Raw genomic sequence first — 23965 nt, 5'->3', positions numbered from 1 at the left:
AGCTTGAAACTTCGTGCTATTCGCCTTTTATTCTATACTGAACGACTCTTTTCTTGATCCACCCCAACATTATTGCATCCTTGTACCCAAGAAATGTTCGTTTATACAAACCATACTTTGAACCGCCATGCTTCTTGCTTTTCCTATGCGTTACGGAAACCTCAATAACAGAGAATCCATTCATTTTTGCCAGTGTGGGGAGAAATTGATGCATGCCATTATATAAGTAGAAACTCTCAGCCACTTCCCGTTTCATTAACTTCAGCGGACACCCTGCGTCTCTAATGGTATCACCTGTCAACCAATTTTGAATGCCATTTCTAATGCGTGAACATACCTTTTTAATCCAAGCATCCTTTCGATCCGTTCGTTTGCCATTAACAAAGTCCACTCTTTCAATAAAAGGCATTAATCTAAAAATATCTCGGGGATCTGTTTGTAAATCTGCATCAATTAATGCAATTAATTCGCCCTCTGACTTTCTAATGCCTGCCCAAATAGCCGCCGTTAGACCACAGTTTTTCTCAAAATGAATTACTTTTACGAACTCATCTGTACTCGCTATGTCATTCAGAACACTTGCGCTGCGATCCTTGCTGCCATCATTAACAAGTATAATCTCATAACTCTCAACTCTATCTTTTATTGCATCTGTAATACTACGATGAAGTTCTCTAATATGATCTTCATTATTGTACATCGGTGCGATTACAGATAACTTAATCATTCCGATTCACCTCTAACATCCACGATTTATTGTTCCATTCCATTCTCAAACAACCGACTCCGACCCATTATATCATCCTGTAAAATAAACTTCTTTCATGGACGGACAATGGCTTGCCATGTCTGTTATGATTTAAGTTCCTTCGACTCTCTAGAATATTCATAAACTTCTTCAAGCAGCATAATAAGTGTTGTAACTTTCTCCTCTCCAAGCCTCTCAATTAGACCCGTAAAGTGAGTGCTTACTCGCTCCCATGCTCTTTGAGTAAATTCCTCTCCACAATCTGTGAAGCGGAGTAATGTTATTCGTTTGTCCTTGGAGTCAGGTACACTCTTTACGTAACCATATTCAATTAATTGTTTCGTCACTTGAGTTACCGATGGAGAGGTTACGATTAGTTTTTTACTAATATCTGAAATGCTGACCCCGATATCACTCTCATCTGTCGTTAATTGTTTAATACACAGCAACACTCTGACCTCACTTGGTCGAATACCGAGGTTTTCTTTCTTACCCCAATCGATTTTAATAAATTTATCAAAAATCCCGATCATTTCTCTTGCGAGCAACGAGTTAGAATCATTCATTATCTTAAACACCTCTTTTTCAGGTAATAACATGTCAACCTAGTAAATATCCATTTACTGCAATAGTATTATTAAAACACAATACATTTAGGTTAGCAACCTATCCTTTTTTTGAACTAATTCCGAAGATTTATCTTTAAATCATACTCTACTGGTTAAAGTTCGCGCTATAATGATAGTGAAGGAAAGCGTTATACTATTTTACGGAGGTGGATCATGAAAGCACTATTTATTGGAGGAACAGGAACCATTAGTTCTGCTATCACAAGACAGTTATTGGACCAAGGGTGCGACCTTTATCTTCTAAATAGAGGTACGCATAATGATACTCTGCCAGCTGGAGTAAAGATCATTACAGCGGATATTCATGACGAAGAGAATGTATCTTCACTTATTGAACATATGGAGTTTGATGTCGTTGCAGATTTCATAGCATTTGAACCTAGTCAGTTGGAAAGAGATGTTCGACTGTTCAAAGGTAAGACGAAACAATTTATATTCGTAAGTTCTGCCTCTGCCTATCAGACCCCTCTATCCGATTATCGAATTACGGAGGGAACCCCTCTATCGAATCCGTTCTGGGAATATTCAAGAAATAAAATTGCTTGTGAAGAGTATCTGATGAAACAATATCGTGAACACGGATTTCCAATCACCATTATAAGACCAAGTCACACCTATGATGAACGTTCCATTCCGCTGGGTGTACATGGAGCAAACGGAAGTTGGCAAGTTGCTAAACGTATGTTGGAAAGTAAACCTGTAATCATTCATGGCGATGGTACATCCTTATGGACAATGACACATAATCGTGATTTTGCGAAAGGCTTTATCGGCTTAATGGGAAATATCCATGCGATTGGTGAGTCCGTACATATCACGTCAGATGAATCTGTTACTTGGAATCAAATATACGAGATCATTGCAGATGCCTTAGGTGTGAAACTCAACGCAGTACATGTATCATCCGAATTCTTGGCTGCGTCTAGTAAAGAAGATTTCAGAGGTGGACTTCTAGGGGATAAAGCTAATTCTGTCGTATTTGACAATAGTAAACTGAAAAGGCTTGTACCTGAATTCGTGGCAACCACTCGACTTGATCAAGGTATTAAGCAGACTGTTCAACACATACTCGCACATCCTGAACTTCAAAAAGAAGATAAGGAGTTTGATATTTGGTGCGATAAGCTTGTCCATGCATTAGATGCCGCTCTCATGACAATGATCGAATAAGACATGTAACCTGTCTTTAGAGAGCACGGAGGAACAGGTGCGGAGAACCTCATCATGATAGTATGAATTCAAGAGGAGATGGCAACCATGGAATGGCTTATCCGAATGAAGGAAGCTTTGGATTATATGGAGAGCAAGATGGAGGAAACCTTACTTATTGACGATATCGCAAAAGTAGCATACTCCTCCCCTTTCCACTTCCAGCGCATGTTCTTCATGCTGACCGGTGTATCGGTTGCAGACTATATTCGCAGACGTAGATTGACACTGGCTGCTCAGGAACTAGCAATCTCCAAAGTTAAAGTGCTAGACGTAGCTCTGAAATACGGATATGAGTCTCCTGAATCTTTCGCTAAGGCGTTCCGAAAGGCACACGGCATTGCACCTTCTACAGCGCGCGAGCCAGGAATACAACTTAAAGCGTTCCCCCGCCTCTCCTTCCACTTAGCTTTGAAGGGAGATAAAGAAATGGAATACAGAATCGTGGAAAAGGAAGCATTTACTGTTATCGGCAAACCCATTCAGCTTACGACTAGAGATGGGGAGAATACACGCGAAATCCCCCTCCTTTGGCAGAAAGCAAACGAAGACGGCACCTCCGATAAGCTTATCGAGATTGGTGTTGACAAGGATTTAATGGGTATCTGTACAGGTATGGAGCATGACAAAGAAACATTTTCTTATTGGATCGCTGTGGAAGGACGCCCTGAAACCGACCCACAAGGTTTCGCAACCACTGTTATTCCTGCTGCGAATTGGGCCATCTTCACTTCTGTAGGGCCCATGCCGCACGCCATTCAAGAGGTTTGGGAACGGATCTTTCAAGAATGGTTCCCTGGAACAGGGTATGAGCACGCGGGTGGAGCCGAGTTTGAACTGTATCTGCCTGGTAATCCAAGTGCTGAGGATTATCGCTGTGAAGTGTGGATTCCAATTAAGAAAAAATAATTCAGTTTATCGTTACTTCGACTTCTGTAAATAAAGTAAAAGAGGATAAGCATAAACGATCTCGTCGTCCTTTAACGACGAAGAAACGTTTAGCGTTGAAATATAAGCCATTTATAAGTGGAAATACTTATAAATTCTTATATTTCAAAAAAAGGCGACTTCCGTTCAGATTGAACGAAAGTCGCCCTTTTTAACCGATATTGTAAATGACGTTCTCGTTAGATTAATGGCAAGGACCCTACCTCTGCAGCATTTAACATCAACAATCTATCTATTCAACGGTACGTCCAATGTATAGAAGATGCGAGGAAATCCCCAACAACGATGGATCTTGAGCATTTTGTATAAGGAAATTGATCAACTGATCATATTCTTCTTGACCCCTCTGTTGCCAATATGACCATTGCTCTTCGTTCAATAACGCCCCGACATTGGTTGAACCAATCAGCTGAATAGATTCAAACCCATGACTCTCCATGAAAGGGTTAATATCTTCTACATTGTAGAAGTAGGCCCCGGTATATCTTCCTTCATCTGTATGATTAAAAATACCATCCTGCATAAACACTTGAATAGCATCCATATTGTCATTCGGTCTCCAATGATTCGGGGATAACAGCGACGCCAGCGCATGATTCGTACGAGAACGAAAAGCAACAAATACGTAATTCCCCTTCTTCGTCACTCGATGAAGTTCTTGGATAGCCATCCGACGGTCTCTCCCATCCTGTAGATGATACATCGGACCCAGCATTAACGATGCATCGAAGGAATCAGCTGCAAACACCGATAAATCCCGAGCATCCGCTACATGAAACCCATTAAAGAGTGCCTCCACTCGGAACTCACATGACTTTTCTCTAGCTATGTCTACAAGTTTAGGTGTGAGGTCAGCTAATGTCATTCGGTATCCCTGCTGAGCAAGTCTCATAGCATATTTACCTGGCCCTGCACCATTGTCTAGAATATGACCTGTGGGCGGTAAATACTTATTGATGTAATGACAATTCACGGTGAATTCAAGAGGTTCACGGTCTAAGCGACTCCACTCCCTCTCCCCGAAGCTATTATAATAATTCAATACCGAATTTGTCATGTGGATATCACCCTTCACTTCATTCCCACCTTCGCTCATGAACGCCATCACTCAAAGTAATCATCAATCCAGACCCAATGGTTCCCGTCATGCTCACAGAATAATCTATATCATAATCAAACTTCACACCATAGATTTCTTCTGAATGTGGCGCTAGATCCAACGAAGACAATCGGATATCAGGTAAGTTAGATAGCGGCTTGCCATAAAAAATAGGAACTTCGATGACAGGAGTTATTTCAACAGTATTTCTACTATAATTGGTTAATGTTAATTGACAGGTACCTGTATATTTGTTTTTTTCAAGAACATAATTACAACTAACATGATCCCGTTCCACTTCTACAGCATATACACCTGATGCAAATAACTGTTGATACGTCGTTATAACCCAACCTGGAGCACTATTCAATAACATCATAATAAGAATGAATGCTACAAATAGCCCCCGATTAAGAGCTCTGTCTAATACAAAGAATAAGACCACCAATATCAACAATACACCTATGTTCGCGTAATGAAATCCCATGCCATTCTCACCCGAGTGTATGGGTAACCCTACCCATTGAAAGAGCATTTCAGCCACAGTCAGCGGCCCAGGATAGCGAATGCACAATATAATCACTAACAACAACAGAGCCATCGCTATAATCAAAGACCGTCGATCACGAACGAACGGCGGCCGATCTTCCACTCTAAGGTCGTATAAATGGACAACATTATTCTTCTTTTTTATGAACATTCGGAGTCCCCTTCACTGTGTCGTTATCATATATAACGCCAAGTAGTTCATAAGGTTACAACCTTTTAGCTAAAATAACTTGAATGGCTTAATGTACTATCTCCGTATAGACCTTCCCATTCAACGTTTCGATCTCTACACGATCACCTAATTGCAGAACAAAATTCAGAAATTTACGATTTATCTCTAATCCATTTAACTTCATGACCTTCACATTCTCTAATTCCCAACCAAATTCATCATGTACATCCATATCAAAAATAACATCATATAACGTTTGCATCCTATCACCCTTCATTTCCTCATGTATAAATCAACGTAAGTATCATACCATCTAGCAAACATAACTACACACAAATAATTTCATTCTATGAATCTGCAAAAACAGACTATTGCTAGCTAATATTCGAAAGAATAGAGTCATAAATCATCAAAAAATAGTGGAAAATTATTAGTTTCAAGCTGCATGATATGACAATCTTTTTCTAACATAAATGATATATTTGTTCTACACCTAGTGAACTAGGTGCATAAACGGAGGGATTAATATGGGAGATTTAGAAAATGCTATCGTATTAGAAGATGAAGTCGTTGTTGATGAATTAGAAGTAACTGAATCAGCAGATCCCATCGAAGATTTAACAGAAGAAGTTGTTAATGAAGATGCCGATGAGGAAGAAGACGAAGATGAAGATGATGGTGAGGAAGAAGTAGAGCTTGATGAAGAAGTTGAAACAGAAGACGATCTCATCTAAATTATAAGTTTATTTTAACTCCCCCTTCATAATAAAAAAACATACGTGATAAAATTAACCTGTTCATTTATGAACAGGTTTTCATTTTGCTTCAGAGTCCCTCTAACGCCCCCCTAATAGATGATATCTTAACGAAAAATTTCGAACTCTTCTCTCACCTTATCTCCACAACCAAGAATCTCTCCTTCCCAAGATATTTTCTATTATTTTACGAAAATAATAATAGGGCTTTCGTAACCTATTTTTAACAAATTTATGGGTTTTTCGGATCATTTCGTTGATAATTAGTAACAATAGCTTGACTTGGTAATATTTGGTGATTAAGAATGAAGGTGTATACACCGTACAGCGCTGATATCTTGAGGTTCCATCATTACCTACAAATCATCCTAAGAAAGGAGACGCTCACGTATTTATCACGGTAAACATCATTGTAATCCTATGTATGCAAGTCATCCAATCCAATAATCTATTCTACAAAGGAGGATTTAAGTGAAGAAGATCATCTTGTATCTATTGATGCTATGTTTAGGTCTAGTATTACCGGCAAAAATGTATGCGTTTTCAGGCGAGATTAACGTAGGACAGGGATCGTATTCTACAATCCTTCCCTCCGGGGCAAATGCTGTACAGTCAGCCATATCTAAAACTTCCAATGTCACAGGTAAAATGCCTACAAACGATTGGTGGAGTAATCTAGCATGGGATAACTATTCAGAAGCACAATATCCACATCCACTCGCGATGAAGAATCAATCGGATGGCATACGGATTTATTATCCTGGCTCAAGAATCACAGCACAACCGGGATATATTGCTGGGTGGATGGGCGACATTCATGACTTCACGGTGGGACATACCTCAGAATCCGTATTCCCAGATGCTAAAGTGGACGGATTTAGTGATTGGTTTGTCAAAGCATTGTATCAAAAAGGAAACAACTCGATGAATGTGTCCTATGGGCACGGTTCTCCCTACGTGTATTTCACTTATGCAGGAGGAAACCCTAAGCTAAAGTTCTATACACCTCCTACAGTATGGTCTGGTGGAGCGAGTAGCTCCGTTCTTGGTATTACGATCGAAGGTGCACATTATGGGCTCTATGGCCCCACCGGGAGCACTTGGAGCGGAATCTCAACAACAACGTTAACCAACAATTTAAACGGCAAAAATTACTTCTCCATCGCCTCTCTTCCGGATTCATCGGTGGCAACTTTAAATAAATACAAACAATACGCGTATTCTCATGTGACGGATACCAAGTCCAACTACACTTACAATGAAAGTAGCAGCGAAGTAACGACAACCTTCACCGTGAGTACGGTGGCCAAAGAGGGAACTCAGACGGGGACGATTATGGCACTTTATCCTCATCAATGGAAAAACTCTCAGAATGCCACTCTATCTTACACTTATCCATCCGTAAGAGGATTGATGAAGACAGTCGAAGGATCCTCTTTTCAAACGAAGCTGAAATTCACAGGGGTTCTGCCTTCGTTACCTGATCAGGGTACTTATGACAAAAATAAATTAAATCAATATCTTAATGAAGCTGCACAAGAAGTATATTCGGATGCTCCAGATACGTACTGGGTAGGTAAACGTCTCGGTAAGCTAGCGACGCTGGCTCCCATTGCCGATCAGATGGGGAATACGGCGGTAGCATCCCAGTTCCGTAGTGAGATCAAGAGCAGGCTCATAGATTGGTTCACAGCAAGTGATTCATCTTCTAATTTAAAAAGCACTAACTTATTTTATTATAACAACAATTGGGGAACTGTTATTGGGTATCCCGATAGTTATGGATCCGCTCTTGAGTTGAACGACCATCATTTTCACTATGGATATTACATCAAAGCAGCGGCGGAAATTGCACGCTTGGATAAGAATTGGGCAAGTGATACGAATTGGGGCGGGATGGTCAAACTGTTGATCCGCGATATCGCCAATGTAGACCGTAATGACACCTCATTCCCTTACCTCCGAAACTTTGATCCGTATGCTGGACATTCTTGGGCATCCGGCCATGCCCGATTTGGAGACGGTAACAATAATGAGTCTTCTTCTGAAGCTATGAATGCTTGGGCAGGAATGATTCTTTGGGGTGAAGCTACCGGAGATAAAACGATTCGCGACGCTGGAATTTATCAGTATACAACCGAAATGAATGCTATTAATGAATATTGGTTCGATGTCGATGGCACTAATCATCCGGCAGGATTTACGAAGGAAACAGCAAGTATGATCTGGGGCGGGAAGACCGTTGGTGATGCCACATGGTGGACGGCTAACCCTGCAGAAGTGCATGGAATTAATTGGCTCCCTATAACATCTGCTTCACTGTATTTAACACAACATCCAGGATACGCCGCGATAAACTACAATGCTCTCTTATCCGAAAGCGGCGGTAATTTCAGTCCATGGGAAGATATCGTATACATGTACCGAGCCATTTCAGATCCATCTGATGCCAAAGCGAAATTTAATGCCCGGTCATCAACACTTGTACCAGAACAAGGTAACTCCAAAGCAAACGCCTATCATTGGATTTATAATCTAGATGCTCTAGGTAACGCAGACCGCAGTATTACAGCAGATTACCCCATGTATGCCGTATTTAATAAAAATGGCGTTAGAACATACGTAGTATACAATATGACGAGCAATGTCAAAACCGTAACTTTCTCTAATGGTCAGCAAGTGACTGTGCAGCCTAATAGTTTCAACATTGGTAATGGAGGAGGAACAATACCTCCGCCACTAGATACACAAGCCCCTACGGCACCGAATACTCTAACTGTCTCATCTAAGACAGCAACATCCGTTAGTTTAAGTTGGAATGCTTCCCAGGACAATGTAGGCGTTACTGGCTATGAAGTATATCGTGGCGGTACCTTAGCTACTTCCGTATCTGGTGCATCAGCTACCGTGAGTGGTTTAACAGCGAACACCTCGTATACTTTTACAGTAAAGGCCAAGGACGCTGCTGGTAACCTCTCTCCTGCTAGCAATGCAGTTTCTGTTACGACCGATTCTCCTAACGGAGGAAACGGAGAAATTGTAACAAACGACTATACCGCTGGGGTTACTCGACTCAGTTCCTCTGAAGCACAAATCTATTTCAGACCTGTCGTGGCGGCGTCATATGTAGATGTTCACTATACCGTTGCAGGAGGAGGACAACTAAATTATCGTATGACGAATAACAATGGAACATGGGAACAGGTTATCTCTAACTTGAACAATGGACATGTCATTGATTATTGGTTCACTTATGAGAAATCAGGACCACAATATGATTCACCGCATTATCAGTACACTCATTCCCAATAGTGTTTAAAGCAGAACATTAAACCTATCTGCATAAGTCAAAATAGGCGACTTCTCGTTCGATTATGAACGGAAGGTCGCCTATCTGGAGTACTGCACTATTCAAATCTACTCATCTGCTAATTCCATTCCCTTGGTCTCTTTACCCAAAAAGAGTACAGCAGCAGCGCCAATGAGGATCACCACGAAAAACATCATAAAGATAACTTTCAGTTCAATTCCTTTTGTTATAAGTCCACCCACTAATAATGGAGCGATAACTCCTCCTATACGTCCCATGGCCGTTGCAAGCCCAACGCCTGTCGTCCGCACCTTTGTTGGATATAACTCTGGACTGTAGGCATATAAACCTCCCCAAGCTCCCAAGTTAAAGAACGATAGAAATATTCCTGACGTTATTAGCATCCCTACGGATGTGGAATATCCAAACCACGCGGCACTAAGAGCTGTCATCACTAAGTATGTGATAAGGACGAATTTGCGTCCGAATTTCTCAATGAAATAAGCAGCGGTGAAATATCCAGGGAGTTGAGCTAAAGTCATAATAAGGACATACTCAAAACTCTTAACTAACGTGAACCCTTTCATTGTCATAATGGAGGGTAACCACAGGAACATACCATAATAGGAAAACACGACAGTGAACCATAAGATCCACAACATAATCGTAGATCGTCGATGCTCCATTGACCATACCTGAGCTACTTTTTCACGAAAAGAAACTTTACGTACCCCACTTTGTTTGATGAACCGAGGTGGGTCCTCAATCGCACGTCTTAGATAGAGAGCGTATATTGCAGGGACTGCACCAATGACGAAAGCGGCCTGCCAACCAAATTCAGGAATTATAAAGTAGCCAATCAGTGCAGCACAGATCCAACCGACTGCCCAAAAACTCTCCAGGAGCACTACGGCACGTCCACGTTCCTTCGCTGGCATAGATTCAGATACAAGTGTAGACGCTACAGGTAGCTCTCCACCGAGTCCAACACCTGATATAAATCGTAATACACACAATACGCCGAAGCCTGTTGCAAGGGCAGATAATCCGCTTGCGATCGAGAATATTAATAACGTCCACAACAATATAGATTTACGTCCATATCGATCTGCCATAACTCCTGCTAAGGCAGCGCCAAGAACCATCCCTAAGGAACTTATACTTGTTAGAAAACCAACCTGTCCCGCTGTCAGGGACCATTCCACACTAAGCGCTGCAACGATAAATGAAATGATACCCACATCCATGGCATCGAACAGCCAACTAAGACCTACACCAAATAGTAATTTACGTTGTTTAGGATTACGTAACACTTCCATCTTGTTCATTATGAAAGACTCCCTTTGTTGTCTCAACAGAGTTACTCTAACCTTGTACACAGCTTACCCTTAAATATTCATACCACTTTCGTAGTATTCGCTGTAATTTTTCCAAGAAGATATACAAGTAATTGTTGATTATGTGATGATATACGATTTAACACCGTGGATAAAAAAGCATCGCGAATCTGTATACCGCGCTCTGCCTCCTGTTTGCCTTTCTCTGAAATGGACACCCAGACGATACGGCGATCTTGACTATCACGCTCTCTACCTAACAGACCACTCTTCTCCATTCGATCCAATAGCATCGTGACTGCCGCTGGACTTGTAGCCAAATAAGGTATGAAATCGGAAGGTTTCATCGTGCCACGTTCCATGATGACCTCAAGAACAGTTAACTGAGCTTCTGTCAGTACAGGTGCAAGTTCACTTTCCATATGTAATTTATAATCTTTGCTAAGCTGGGACCATAATTTCGCGAATTCGGAAGTTTGCAACAGTATACCTACCTTTCTATATACCACTTCGTTTATATCATTAACTTTCGCGAAATTTGTTCCATTTCCTTCCTATCTCCTAAAATTTTCATTTTATTAGCAAAAATGGCCTCACCATTCTTTCGCGGTGAAGAAACGTTTAGCATTGAAATATAAGCCTAATTATAAGCAGAACTACTTATAAATTCTTATATTTTAAAGAAAGCATCCTCACTACAATCGTAGTAGAATGCCTTCTATCTTACCTATTTTACTTCTCGAACAAATCATTAATCTGATCATTTTTGTCTAGATGAATCAGTTGTTTACCCGTCGATTTACGATCGGATATTGGCGTTTGTTCGGAAGTCATCTCAACTGTAGTCCCCGCTTGACTCACAGCTACTAAATGAACGGGTTCCTTACAATAGAATGCGCCTACCAAGTGACTTCCATTTGGTTTGACACGTTTACCCTCTTTGAATTCAAATGTCGGTAATCCTTTGCCTCCGCGACTTTGGGATAAGTAGTCTACCAACAGGGATCGTTTGGCATAACCAATATCGCTGACCGTAAGAATTTCACCTTCATCGTCCTCCACCCATAGAGCAGACACGATCTCGTCACCTTCACGTAATTGCATTCCTCGTACACCCGTGGATACGCGACCCATCGAGTTCACTTCTTGTTCTTTAAAGCGAATACTCATTCCTAATTTACTTACGAGTAGTATGTCTTTACTGTTATCGCTCATCGTAACGGAGATGATCTCATCTGCCTCAGCTACTTTACAAGCAGCGACAGCATTTGAACGATTCGTCATATACTCTTTCAGTTCCGTACGTTTAACTTGGCCTTTTCTAGTAACAAATACAAGACTCTTACCTGGATCATCGAGTGTTGAAACCGGTATGAAGCCAACAATCTCATCTTCTTTGGCAAGATGTATGACATTCACGATGGCCGTACCGGCATCTTTCCATTTAAACTCTGGAATCTGATGAACAGGTAGTATAAAGTATTGTCCTTTTTGAGTGAAGACCAATAAGTTTTCGAGTGTGTTTAACTCAAGTACTTTTTTAAGGTAATCGCCGTCTTTCACTCCAGACCCTTCACGATCACCGCCCGATCTAGTAAACGACTGCATACTAGTTCGCTTAATATAACCATCGTTAGAGAGGGTCACAATTACATCTTCTGCATTAACCAATACTTCAAGATTCACCTTCAGTTCTTCAACTTCACCCTGAATAACAGATCGGCGGTCTATTCCATATTTTTCTCTTATGTCCATAAGTTCTTTACGAATGACTGCTAACAGCTTCTTTTCACTCTCAATAATGCCGCGTAGCGTAGCAACCTTCTTATTAATCTCGTCCATTTCTTTCGTTAATGTCGTGATCTCTAAGTTCGTAATTCGATATAGTTGTAAAGTAAGAATCGCATCCGCTTGACGCTCCGTGAAGCCAAACATCCATTGTAAGTTGTTCTGAGCATCCTGTCGGTTCTTAGAAGCTTTGATGGCTGCAATGACTTCATCTAGAATGTTAAGTGCCTTCACTAGGCCTTCGAGCACATGGAGACGATCTTCAGCTTTATTCAGATCATATTTCGTTCTACGAGTGACTACTTCACGTTGATGTTCAATATAAGCCTGGAGAATCGGTTTAAGCCCTAATTGATGAGGAGCCTTGTTCACGATCGCAACCATATTGAAGTTATACGTGATTTGTAAATCCGTTTTTTTCAACAAATAAGCCAAGATTCCTTGTGCATCGGATTCTTTCTTCAATTCAATAACGATACGAAGCCCTTCACGACCACTTTCATCACGCACCTCAGCGATACCCTCAACCTTTTTCTCTAAACGGATATTCTCCATAGCGGTTACAAGGCGTGACTTAACTACCTGAAAAGGGATCTCCGTGATCACAATCTGCTGCTTTCCACCACGCATAAATTCAATATCCGTCTTAGATCTTAAATAAATGCGTCCTTTACCTGTGCGATAAGCATCCATGATGCCTTCTCCACCCATGATTGTTCCACCAAGGGGAAAGTCTGGACCTTTGATAAAAGTCATCAATTCTTCCAGTTCAATCTCTGGTTTCTGCATGACTGCTATACATGCATCGATAACCTCACGCAAATTATGCGGAGGAATTTCAGTTGCGAAACCTGCAGAGATCCCACTCGCACCATTAACGAGAAGATTAGGATATCTCGAAGGTAATACCGTTGGTTCTTGTGTGGTGTTATCGAAATTGTCCTTAAATAATACAGTACCTTTCTCGATATCACGCAATAATTCTAAGGCAATCGGTGATAACCTTGCTTCCGTATAACGCATAGCTGCCGCTGGATCATCATCGATGGATCCCCAGTTACCATGTCCATCGATAAGCGTATGTCCCATTTTCCAGGGTTGTGCCATACGTACCATACCATCATAAATCGACGAGTCTCCGTGTGGATGGTAATTCCCCATCACATCTCCGACCGCCTTAGCTGACTTACGATATGGTTTGTCAGGCATATTCCCTGAATCATACATCGAATATAGAATACGTCGCTGAACAGGCTTCAGTCCATCACGTACATCGGGAATCGCACGATCTTGAATAATATATTTAGAGTACCGTCCGAAACGGTCACCAACGACCTCTTCTAAATAGGCCGGTAGATATTCTTCTGATAAGCTCATCTATTCACCTTCTATTCCTCAACTTCAGTAAAGTCAACATTATCAACAATCCAGCGTTTACGAGGATCAACTTTGTCACCCATCAAGGTGGATACGCGTCGCTCTGCTTTCGCTGCATCTACAATCTGTACTTTCAGTAGCGTTCTCATCTCTGGATTCATCGTTGTCTCCCATAACTGCTCAGGATTCATTTCTCCGAGTCCTTTATAACGCTGCAATTCGTATTTGTCTCCGAATTCTTTCAAATAATTCGCTAACTCTTCGTCGCTCCATGCATAACGCATCGTCTCGAGTTTACCCGATTTACGTGTAATCTTGTACAATGGCGGCTGTGCAATAAAGACCTTACCAGCATCAATAAGTGGTTTCATATAACGATAAAAGAACGTCAGAAGCAATACTTGAATATGCGCTCCATCCGTATCCGCATCTGTCATGATAATAACTTTAGAATAATTGCTGTCTTCCACTTCAAAATCAGTTCCAATCCCTGCCCCAATAGCCGATACAATCGCGCGATATTCCTCGTTCTTGAGGACATCAGCTAGTTTAGCTTTCTCTGGATTCAGCGGTTTCCCTTTCAAAGGTAGAATCGCTTGAATCTTAGAGTCTCGACCTTGTTTAGCTGAACCACCCGCGGAATCTCCTTCAACGATGAACAATTCTGTTCGAGTCACGTCTTTAGACTGTGCAGGTGTGAGTTTACCATTCAGGTTTGAGCTTTCACTACGCTTTTTACCCGTACGCATATCATCACGTGCTTTGCGAGCAGCTTCACGCGCTCTCGATGCCTGAACTGCCTTCTTAATCAATGTCTGCGCGACTTGAGGATTCTCTTCTAGGAAAATTTGCATGTTCTCCGAGACAATCGCATCCACCATGCTCCGTGCAGAAGCACTCCCTAGTTGGTCTTTGGTCTGGCCCACAAATTCAACGTCCGACATTTTGACACTGATTACCGTCATCATGCCTTCACGTAAATCTGTCCCTTCCAGATTCTTATCCTTCTCTTTCAGGAGGCTAGTTTTCCTAGCATAATCATTCATTATTCGAGTATAAGCTGTCTTAAATCCTGTCTCATGCGTACCGCCACCCCGCGTTGGAATGGAGTTAACGAATGAGGCCAGTGTCTCTGTATACCCTGCATTATACTGAAGGGCAACTTCAACTTCCACATCATCCTTCTCGGCATTAAAGTGAATGACGTCATGCAACACATCTTTACCTTCATTGAGGAATTCAACGAATTGGCTAGCACCACCTTCGTAATGAAATTCATCTTGTTTATCCGAACGAAGATCTTTCAACACAATACGAAGACCCGAATTCAAGAATGCAAGTTCCTGTACCCGTTCCGCCAACGTATCATAATTAAAGTGAATCCCATTTGCGAAGACACGAATATCTGGTTTGAATGTCACTTTGGTTCCTGTCTTGTTGGTATTTCCCAACACTTCAAGACCTGTAGAGGGTTCCCCTACATGTTCTACACCTTTTTTATCTACCCAATATTCGAAACGTTGGCGATGTATTTTACCATCACGATAGATTTCGACTTCCAGCCATTCTGATAAAGCATTGGTTACGGAAGCACCAACACCATGAAGTCCGCCTGATTTCTTATATCCTGAACCTCCGAATTTACCTCCTGCATGCAGGATTGTAAATACAACCTGAGGTGTAGGTATACCTGTTTTATGAATTCCTGTAGGAATACCGCGTCCATTATCTTGAACCGTCACGGATCCGTCTTTGTGTAATGTTATTTCAATTCTTGTGCAGTATTTGGCAAGATGTTCGTCCACCGCATTATCAACGATTTCCCATACTAGATGATGAAGTCCCGATGTACTTGTACTACCAATATACATTCCTGGTCTCTTGCGAACCGCAACTAGACCTTCGAGCACTTGAATGTCGTCTACATCGTACCCGGTATGGCCTTGAGCGCCGTCCTTGGAAGACTCTGCAAACAAATCGATCTGATCGACCATTCATGCTCCCCCTTTGTAAATCTTTATGTAGGATGTTCATCCGATGCAAACAGATGTTTTGTTATCCTTGTCCATTTTAATTCAAGATATCCCTTTTCGTAAAGACTCCGAATGAAATAATCACCGATATAATCGCCCAAATCCCCAGTACAATCAATGAAAAGTTAAGATTCATACCTTCAATAGGTGCTGGTGTACCGGCTAAATAATTCGTAAGTTGCAAGTTTACCATAAATAAATATTTAGCGCTTGTCCATGCTGATGCCATATTTGTCAAAATCGTACCAGCTATGAGTGCCGCCATCATCACGACGATACTTGCCGCAGTACTTCTAACTAACACAGACACCATAAATGCAAGCAAGGCCACAGTTACAGCTACGAACCATATTAATCCGCATTGCATCAACATATACTCCCATTGGGGTATCGCATGTACTGTTGACATATCCACATTAGAACCACTAATCTGAAACCCAGTAAACACGGGAATATTAAATCCCTTATATCCAAAAAAGGCTCCTGAGATCAAATAACTTATTACAAAAGTAGATAATACAATCAACGATACAAACATGATCATTGTAATCATCTTACTCAGCAGTACCTTCCACCTTTTTACGGGTCTTGTCAACAACATCTTGATCGTACCTGATGTCCTTTCACCCGATACAATATCCGAAGCGATAGCCATAATCAACAGCGGAATGAATAAAGAGATGGAATTATCCATAAACTCGCGTGTAAATGTCACCCCGTTGGGTTCTTTGGGATTAACATCATGGTCTAGATAATACTGTAGCTGTTGCACGAAAATAAGTCGATACTTCTTCCATTCCTCCGGTACACGATCGCTACCCAGTGAATTCTGATTATCTGTTATTTGCTGCTGCAGTTCAAGCTTCCAATCGCCATTGAACTTGTCTCGACTAAGCTCTGATGAACGCATTTGAGCATATGTGAAAATCGGCACCAGAACACATAGAATAAGTAGAATGACATAAAATCGTTTTTTCTTAATGATCTTAATACATTCATTTTTAATTAGAGGTACCATATGACTACTCAATGTTCTCACCTGCAGTCATTTGTAGGAATAGTTGTTCAAGTGTTGGATTAATCTTATTGACACCCTTCACAGCGATATCCGCCTTAACCAATTCTGAGATGATCATCGGAATAAGATCCTCCCCATTCTGTGTCACCACTGCATTCACTGACATACCCGCAACGATAGTATCATCGAGCTTAGATTCTGCCGACTCTACCAGCTGAACCCCTTCAAACTTAGATAATATATCTCGCCCCGCTTGCATAGGTTCCATTTCCCAAATGACATATTCAGCATTCTCTGACACCAATTCATTTACCTCACCCACAGCAAGTACTCTTCCTTGACTGATAATCGCTACACGATCACATAACAGTTGGATTTCGCTTAACAAATGACTGGATACAAATACCGCTAGACCTTCTTCTGCCAATTTTCGTATAAACACACGTAATTCCTTAATTCCTTTGGGATCAAGACCATTCGTAGGTTCATCGAGAATAAGTAACTTAGGACGACCCAATAGCGCTTGAGCTATACCAAGTCTCTGACGCATACCGAGTGAGTAAGTACTTACCTTATCATGGATACGTTGATCTAACCTAACAATATCTACGACTTCTTGAATTCTCACAACATCTACACCGGGTTGCATACGGGCAAAATGTTCCAAGTTCTCCCATCCTGTAAGATAAGTATACACTTCTGGATTCTCGACAATCGATCCTACATATTGTAAGGCATTCTCTTGATCACGGTTAACATCATAACCATAGACTTTTATGGTTCCACTACTGGGTTTAATCAGGTCAACCAACATACGTATCGTTGTCGTCTTGCCCGCACCATTGGGACCTAAGAAACCAAATATTTCACCCTCTCGCACGTCAAAAGTAACATCCTTAATAATCATTTTTTTACCGATTTTCTTATTCACATGTTCTACAGATAGAACAATATTGTCCGCGCGCTTCAATTCCCTTACCATAGTCAACTACCTCCCTCCAGAATGTCTTCTTACTGTATCCCCTGAACTATACGGTCCGCGATTTGTTGGTACCCCTCAGCGTTTGGGTGAAAATGATCTGTTGATAAATATCGTTTCAAATTGGATGTGAACAAATCATATGTAGGAACTACCGTCATATTCTCATAGTTATTCATCGTCGTGAGTGCTACATTGTTCCATGTCGCTACAGCCTCGTTACCCACCGTTCTCAATTCGGTTAGATCCCCGAATGGATTATACAAACCCACATATACGATATAAGAATCAGGATTAATCTCTCTTATTTTCTCCAACACAGTTTTCAGTTGTTCGGTTGCTTTAGGCAATGCACGCAATATCTTATCAGCTGTTACCTCTTCTACCGTAGTTGTCGACTTTGTATCTGCTGAATCATTAGAATTGTCAGAACTCCCAGCATCAGCTAAAAGCAATTGAGCTCCTTGAAATAAGTCATTTCCCCCAATAGAAAGAATGATAATATCCGCCTGTTTCAGGACGTATTGAACACCTGTCTCGTCCAACTTAGATACGAGTCCATCCGTAGTTAACCCGTTAATGCCTAAGTTGTTAAGTAATATAGACTTCTTACCCGTGTTCTTCGCAAGAGCATCCACACTTCTTTTCACGAACCCTCTTCCGGTCTGATCTCCCGTGCCTTTGGCTAAGGAGTCTCCGATAGCAGCAACCTTGTATTCCTTCTTGGTTTCCATACTATCCTTTACACCCGCTCCTTGTTGTTGTGTTGGAGCTATCATCTCTTTACCTGCCTGTGGTGCATTAATATCCTTTATGGCATATATAAATCCAGCTAGCAATATGAATGTCGTCACGATCGAGACGATACTCACCAAGCGCCAGATCCACTGTGATGATTTCATGTTCAATACCTCCCTTATTCTTGGTGTACCTGTCATCATTTTACCTAATACTTGGATTACCTATATTTAGTTTACATTAAAACTTCTAAATCAAATTTGCAAATGACGAGTACCCTAAAGACGATATAACAAAGAGTCAAAGTGTGTTATTCACCTTGTTTCGGGGTATGTAATGATCATTTAACACACAAAAAAGCGGCTGGGCATCTTATTAGAATAGCCCAGTCGCTAAATATATAATGTTTCTGTTTGTTTATTATTTGCTAATAAATTCTTGTACCCAGTGACCATTATAGAAACCCACGCCAATCGTTGTGAAGTTAGGGCTCAAAATATTGGCACGATGCCCTTCACTGTTCATCCACGAATTCATAACGTCAGCAGGTGTTTTTTGACCTTTGGCAATATTCTCACCCGCATAGCTATAAGAGATACCATAAGTCTTCATCATATCAAATGGAGACCCATAAGTTGGTGAATTATGATCAAAGTAATTATTGTTACTCATATCTTTAGCTTTATCTAGAGCCATGTTTGCTAGTTTAGAATCTACAGTCAATGCTTTAAGACCTGCTTTAGTACGTTCCTGATTTACTAGATCTACGACCTGTGCAGCAACACTTGATTTATCTGTAGTTGTAGTATTCGTTTCTGGAGTTGTTACTGGTTTAGTTTCTGGTTTAGTTTCTGGTTTTGCTTCTGGCTTAGTTTCTGGTTTTGCTTCTGGCTTAGTTTCTGGTTTTGCTTCTGGCTTAGTTTCTGGTTTTGCTTCTGGCTTAGTTTCTGGTTTTGCCTCTGGTTTTGCTTCTGGTTTTGCTTCTGGTTTTGCCTCTGGTTTAACCTCTGGTTTTGCTTCTGGTTTAGTTGTTGGTGTTGTAGGCTTAATCGTTGTTTGTGTCTTGTCTAACACGATAACTTTCCAATTTCCATTAACACTATGATTCTTAGCCCACTCTTGAAGAACTACATTGATATCTGTATAGTTACATATTTGATTGGAGGCAGCCGAGGCCGATCCAGGTAATGCAAGTCCAACTGCTAAAATAGAAGCAAATGTACCTGTCATAACTGTTTTGATCATTGATTTTTTCATATATAATACATCTCCCTAAATTAATATCGTATTTTCGTATCTCGAGGTTACAAAAAGGTTACAAAACTGTCATCAACAACAAAACTATTGTAACATGCTAGAATCTATTTTTGATCCTACAGATTTTGGGATTCGCCTCCAAACCTTGATATATCCATAGAAAATTAACTTTCCCAACAGAAAAAACCTTATATAAACGCACAATGTGCGTTCATATAAGGTAGAACTATGATACTAATTATATAAGATGGTTCAGTTCATCTTATTTCTTCGCAGCGTATTTACGCATATCGAAGGCTACTGCAGCAACGATGATCAGACCTTTAATAATCAGTTGCCAGTAAGGACTGATACCTATGAATGTTAGACCATAGTTAATAATTGTAAAGATCAGTACCCCAACAACAACTCCAGGAACTGTACCAATTCCACCCGTCGTTGATACACCACCAACTACGCAAGCTGCTATTGCATCAAGCTCGTACATATTCCCGTAATTATTCGTTGCTCCACCTGTTCTAGCGGACTCAAGCACACCGGCAAGACCATAAAGTGCTCCTGCAATAGCGTAAATATAGATTAAATATTTGGCTACATTAATACCAGATACTTTAGCGGCTTGAATGTTACCACCAATGGCATACATATTTTTACCAAGCTTCGTTTTATTGAAGATGACCCATACTACGAATGCTACAAAAATTGCGATAAGGACAATATAAGGTAAGGAGAACTTCCCTTCTCCGATGGAACCCGTTCCTATAATCGTAAAATCATCTCGAAGACCCGCTATAGGCTGGGAGTTATTCGGTTCCATATCCACATATAAGGAGTTAATTCCATACACGGCAACCATGGTCCCTAATGTAGCTATAAAGGGTGGTACATTAAGTTTTGCTACAATAAATCCATTCAGAAGTCCACAAAGCAGACCTACGAATATAGCAATTGCAACCGGGATGATAAACTGCATTTGCGGAAGATCTGGAAAGAAGCGAGCAGCATACTCCGCCTTCTGTAACATTGAAGCAGCAATAACTGCCGTTAACCCAACAATTCGACCTGCGGAAAGGTCAGTTCCAGCTGTAATAAGAATAAATGCAACACCTAGAGCTATAATAGCACGTGTAGATGATTGAATTAATACATCTCGCAATGAGTTAATAGATAGAAATGCTGGATTGTACGCTGTAATCCCAACAATCAGTACAACTAAAACAATATAAATCGCATACTGCGACGCAAAACCTTGTAATCTTTTCGTATTCATGAATATTCTCCCTTCGATGCCTTAATGCTGCGCGGCCAGAGTCATAATTTGTTCTTGAGTGGCAACATTTCCCTCAACGATTCCAGTTAGTCGTCCTTCGGACATCACCATAATCCGGTCAGACATCCCAAGCAGTTCAGGCATCTCAGATGAGATCATAATGATGCTTTTTCCTTGTTTCGCCAAGTCAGCAATAATGGAATATATTTCGTATTTTGCTCCTACATCAATTCCACGTGTGGGTTCGTCTAACAAAAGAATCTCTGGTTCCGTTAGCAACCATCTAGCTAATAATACTTTCTGCTGATTTCCACCCGACAAATTCATCATTAGTGTGCGAGTAGTCGGTGTCTTCGTACGTAGTTTTCCAACCATATGATCGACTTCTTTTTTCTTCTTCTTCTCATCAAGTAACAAATAGGGCTTCTGATACCGGTCCATATTCGCGATGGCGCCATTCTCATGAACCGATAATACGGAGAAAATACCCGTAGCTCGACGTTCTTCAGTAAGTAGGGCCATGCCATAACGTTTGGCATCTTCCGCCGATTTCACTTTGATCTCTTTGCCATTCAAAGATATCGTCCCTGAAACGATTTCTCTAAGCCCAAATAATGCTTCAATAAGCTCCGTGCGTTGCGCTCCAACTAAGCCACCGATTCCCAGAATTTCGCCTTTACGAAGATCAAATGTTATATTCTTAAATGAATTTGACTGTATCGAAGTTAATTCATGTACTTTCAAAATAACATCACCAGGCACATTTTCTTTTTCTGGGAACCGATTCGTAAGATCACGACCAACCATCTTCGATATGATACTATCTGTCGTTAATTCCTTTGCTGGCCAAGTCCCAATCTTCTTCCCATCTCGCATAATGGTAACATCGTCAGAGATTTGCAGAATCTCTTCCATTTTGTGCGATATATAAATAATGGCTACTCCTCGCTTCTGTAGGTCGCGGATAATGCGGAATAAGTGTTCTACTTCAACGCTCGTAAGCGAAGAGGTTGGCTCATCCATCACAATAACCCTCGAATGGAAGGAAACAGCTTTCGCGATTTCAATGGATTGAATTTTGGAAACAGATAACTTTCCAACAATGGTGTCCGGCAACAAATCAATGTCAAGTTCCTTGAATAGGTCTTCTGTATCCTTATACATTTTCTTATGATCAATAAACTGTATGGGACCGAATCCTCTGGTTGGAAACCGACCTAACCAAATGTTCTCCATCACATTGCGAAAAGGGACCGGATGAAGTTCCTGATGAATCATCGAAACACCTTGATTTAGTGCATCCTTGGAATTGTGTATTTCAACTTGTACACCATCCAACATAATCTGACCAGCATCTGGTTCATAAATACCGTAAAGACATTTCATTAGCGTTGATTTCCCAGCGCCATTCTCGCCCATGAGAGCGTGTACTGTTCCGGGACGAACTTGTAAGGTAACACCATCCAAGGCTTTTACACCCGGGAATTCCTTGGTGATATCTTTCATTTCTAGCAAAAACTCATGTTCAGCCATGGTCTCCACCGCCTCCTCCTACCTGACATATGTGTTGCCTTTAGAGGCACATCATTTTATATACGGATTCTTTCTTGTACAATCATTAGAGAGCTGGATTCTCGTGAAACATCCAGCTCCCCGAATGAATTTCCCTTATTTAACTTCGTCAACGTTGTCTTTTGTAATTTTCTTATATTGAATCCATACATATTGATTATCAGTGATATCAAAACCTACGTTTTCTTTTGTTGGTGCCTCACCGTTAGCTAATAGCGTAGCTAGAATAACAGAAGCTTTACCTTGATTATTCGCATCATTAAGTACCGTTCCAAGCATCGTTCCATCTTGTAATGCTTCAATTGCTGGTGCTGTAGCATCAACACCTACAACCGGCATATATTTATCACCTTTGAAATAACCAGCAGCTTTAAGAGCTTCAATAGCGCCTAATGCCATATCATCATTATTCGCAAGCACAGCTTCAATCTTGTCTCCATTTTTGCCTAAGAATGCTGCCATTTTTTCTTGTCCTTTAACGCGATCCCACATGGCCGTATCTTCAGCAAGTTTTTGTACTTTGATCCCTGCTGCTTCAATGGCTTCGACAGAATACTGTGTACGTAACTCAGCATCTTGGTGACCTGGTTCACCCATTAACATGGCATATTGGAGAACTCCGTCTTTATTCTTATCTGCTTCAGGATGCGCCTTCCAGTAATCAACAATAAGCTCCCCTGACATCGTTCCTGATTCTTCCGCTTTGGCTCCAACATAGTAGACTTTATCCCATTTCTTCATATCATCTGGAAGTGGCTCCCGGTTGAGGAATACGACAGGAGTATCTGCAGTCTTCGCTTTATCAATAATTACGCCAGCCGCAGTGCGGTCTACGGGATTAATCAATAGAGCATCCGTTTTCTTTGTAATAAACAGATCAACTTTGTCATTCTGAGTCGGTTGGGAATTCTGACTATCAACAATCTCTACCTTCGCTTTACCTTCAGCATTCGTTTTAATGGAGTTACGAACACCTGTCATGAAGGTATCATCAAATTTATAAATGGCTACCCCAATTTGAGGTTCTTTACCTCCGTCTGCTGAGTTTGAGCACCCTGCCACAACAGAACCAAGCAGTGCCCCTGCGAGTATAGCTGGTGTAATCTTCTTCAATCTTTTGTTCATTTAAATAGACCTCCCCATGACTTTTCTTTGACTTTGCATATCCTCTTGGATA

At 41.0% G+C, this 23965-nt stretch carries 20 protein-coding genes; 4 read left to right on the top strand and 16 right to left on the bottom strand.

Features of this window, described 5'->3' with window-relative positions:
* Positions 1–16: 16 nt before the first annotated feature.
* Entirely contained in the window at positions 17–727 is a 711-nt protein-coding gene (locus AC1D69_RS02945) for a glycosyltransferase family 2 protein (protein ID WP_495454639.1), read from the bottom strand.
* Positions 728–852: 125 nt separating this feature from the next.
* Positions 853–1314, bottom strand: coding sequence for a MarR family winged helix-turn-helix transcriptional regulator (locus tag AC1D69_RS02940; RefSeq protein ID WP_495454638.1), 462 nt, complete (start codon positions 1312–1314; stop codon positions 853–855).
* Positions 1315–1530: 216 nt separating this feature from the next.
* Here AC1D69_RS02940 and AC1D69_RS02935 point away from each other — a divergent pair, with 216 nt between their 5' ends.
* Both AC1D69_RS02935 and AC1D69_RS02930 read left to right on the top strand, forming a co-directional pair.
* Positions 1531–2547 carry an SDR family oxidoreductase gene (locus AC1D69_RS02935; protein WP_495454637.1) on the top strand — a complete coding sequence of 339 codons (1017 nt, stop codon included), beginning with the start codon at positions 1531–1533 and terminating at the stop codon, positions 2545–2547.
* Positions 2548–2634: 87 nt separating this feature from the next.
* Entirely contained in the window at positions 2635–3495 is an 861-nt protein-coding gene (locus AC1D69_RS02930) for an AraC family transcriptional regulator (RefSeq protein ID WP_495454636.1), read from the top strand.
* Positions 3496–3766: 271 nt separating this feature from the next.
* Here AC1D69_RS02930 and AC1D69_RS02925 read toward each other — a convergent pair whose 3' ends face one another.
* From AC1D69_RS02925 to AC1D69_RS02915, 3 genes are all read right to left on the bottom strand, one after another.
* Complete coding sequence (locus tag AC1D69_RS02925; RefSeq protein WP_495454758.1) at positions 3767–4639, bottom strand: class I SAM-dependent methyltransferase; 873 nt, start codon at positions 4637–4639, stop codon at positions 3767–3769.
* Positions 4611–5333: a hypothetical protein gene (locus AC1D69_RS02920; protein WP_495454635.1), complete on the bottom strand. Its 723-nt coding sequence runs from the start codon at positions 5331–5333 to the stop codon at positions 4611–4613. The genes AC1D69_RS02925 and AC1D69_RS02920 overlap by 29 nt, the downstream gene beginning before the upstream one ends.
* Positions 5334–5421: 88 nt before the next feature.
* The gene (locus AC1D69_RS02915) at positions 5422–5616 is read right to left on the bottom strand and encodes a hypothetical protein (RefSeq protein WP_495454634.1); all 195 of its coding nucleotides are present in this window, start codon (positions 5614–5616) and stop codon (positions 5422–5424) included.
* Positions 5617–5881: 265 nt separating this feature from the next.
* Between AC1D69_RS02915 and AC1D69_RS02910 the strand changes: the two genes are divergently transcribed.
* The gene (locus tag AC1D69_RS02910) at positions 5882–6088 is read left to right on the top strand and encodes a hypothetical protein (protein ID WP_495454633.1); all 207 of its coding nucleotides are present in this window, start codon (positions 5882–5884) and stop codon (positions 6086–6088) included.
* Between the two features lie 492 nt (positions 6089–6580).
* Complete coding sequence (locus tag AC1D69_RS02905; protein WP_495454632.1) at positions 6581–9421, top strand: glycosyl hydrolase; 2841 nt, start codon at positions 6581–6583, stop codon at positions 9419–9421.
* 105 nt (positions 9422–9526) lie between these two features.
* Here AC1D69_RS02905 and AC1D69_RS02900 read toward each other — a convergent pair whose 3' ends face one another.
* The 11 genes from AC1D69_RS02900 to AC1D69_RS02850 all read right to left on the bottom strand — a co-directional run bounded on the left by AC1D69_RS02900 (position 9527) and on the right by AC1D69_RS02850 (position 23913).
* The gene (locus tag AC1D69_RS02900) at positions 9527–10747 is read right to left on the bottom strand and encodes an MFS transporter (protein ID WP_495454631.1); all 1221 of its coding nucleotides are present in this window, start codon (positions 10745–10747) and stop codon (positions 9527–9529) included.
* Between the two features lie 68 nt (positions 10748–10815).
* Positions 10816–11238: a MarR family winged helix-turn-helix transcriptional regulator gene (locus AC1D69_RS02895; RefSeq protein ID WP_495454757.1), complete on the bottom strand. Its 423-nt coding sequence runs from the start codon at positions 11236–11238 to the stop codon at positions 10816–10818.
* Positions 11239–11488: 250 nt separating this feature from the next.
* Complete coding sequence (gene gyrA / locus AC1D69_RS02890) at positions 11489–13921, bottom strand: DNA gyrase subunit A (protein ID WP_495454630.1); 2433 nt, start codon at positions 13919–13921, stop codon at positions 11489–11491.
* An 11-nt stretch (positions 13922–13932) separates the two neighbouring features.
* Complete coding sequence (gene parE, locus AC1D69_RS02885) at positions 13933–15915, bottom strand: DNA topoisomerase IV subunit B (RefSeq protein ID WP_495454629.1); 1983 nt, start codon at positions 15913–15915, stop codon at positions 13933–13935.
* 76 nt (positions 15916–15991) lie between these two features.
* Positions 15992–16972, bottom strand: coding sequence for an ABC transporter permease (locus tag AC1D69_RS02880; RefSeq protein ID WP_495454756.1), 981 nt, complete (start codon positions 16970–16972; stop codon positions 15992–15994).
* A 4-nt stretch (positions 16973–16976) separates the two neighbouring features.
* On the bottom strand, positions 16977–17954 hold the full coding sequence (locus AC1D69_RS02875) for an ABC transporter ATP-binding protein (protein ID WP_495454755.1): 978 nt from the start codon (positions 17952–17954) through the stop codon (positions 16977–16979).
* A 29-nt stretch (positions 17955–17983) separates the two neighbouring features.
* A complete protein-coding gene (locus AC1D69_RS02870; protein WP_495454628.1) occupies positions 17984–18853 on the bottom strand; it encodes a GDSL-type esterase/lipase family protein in 870 nt (289 codons plus the stop codon).
* A 256-nt stretch (positions 18854–19109) separates the two neighbouring features.
* The gene (locus tag AC1D69_RS02865) at positions 19110–19946 is read right to left on the bottom strand and encodes a CAP domain-containing protein (RefSeq protein ID WP_495454627.1); all 837 of its coding nucleotides are present in this window, start codon (positions 19944–19946) and stop codon (positions 19110–19112) included.
* 262 nt (positions 19947–20208) lie between these two features.
* The gene (gene mglC / locus AC1D69_RS02860) at positions 20209–21216 is read right to left on the bottom strand and encodes a galactose/methyl galactoside ABC transporter permease MglC (protein WP_495454626.1); all 1008 of its coding nucleotides are present in this window, start codon (positions 21214–21216) and stop codon (positions 20209–20211) included.
* 21 nt (positions 21217–21237) lie between these two features.
* The gene (locus tag AC1D69_RS02855) at positions 21238–22749 is read right to left on the bottom strand and encodes a sugar ABC transporter ATP-binding protein (RefSeq protein ID WP_495454625.1); all 1512 of its coding nucleotides are present in this window, start codon (positions 22747–22749) and stop codon (positions 21238–21240) included.
* Positions 22750–22884: 135 nt separating this feature from the next.
* A complete protein-coding gene (locus AC1D69_RS02850; protein WP_495454624.1) occupies positions 22885–23913 on the bottom strand; it encodes a galactose ABC transporter substrate-binding protein in 1029 nt (342 codons plus the stop codon).
* Positions 23914–23965 lie beyond the last annotated feature (52 nt).

The organism is Paenibacillus sp. Y301 (genome assembly GCF_059445505.1).
This window is presented reverse-complemented; position numbering and strand designations above follow the sequence as displayed.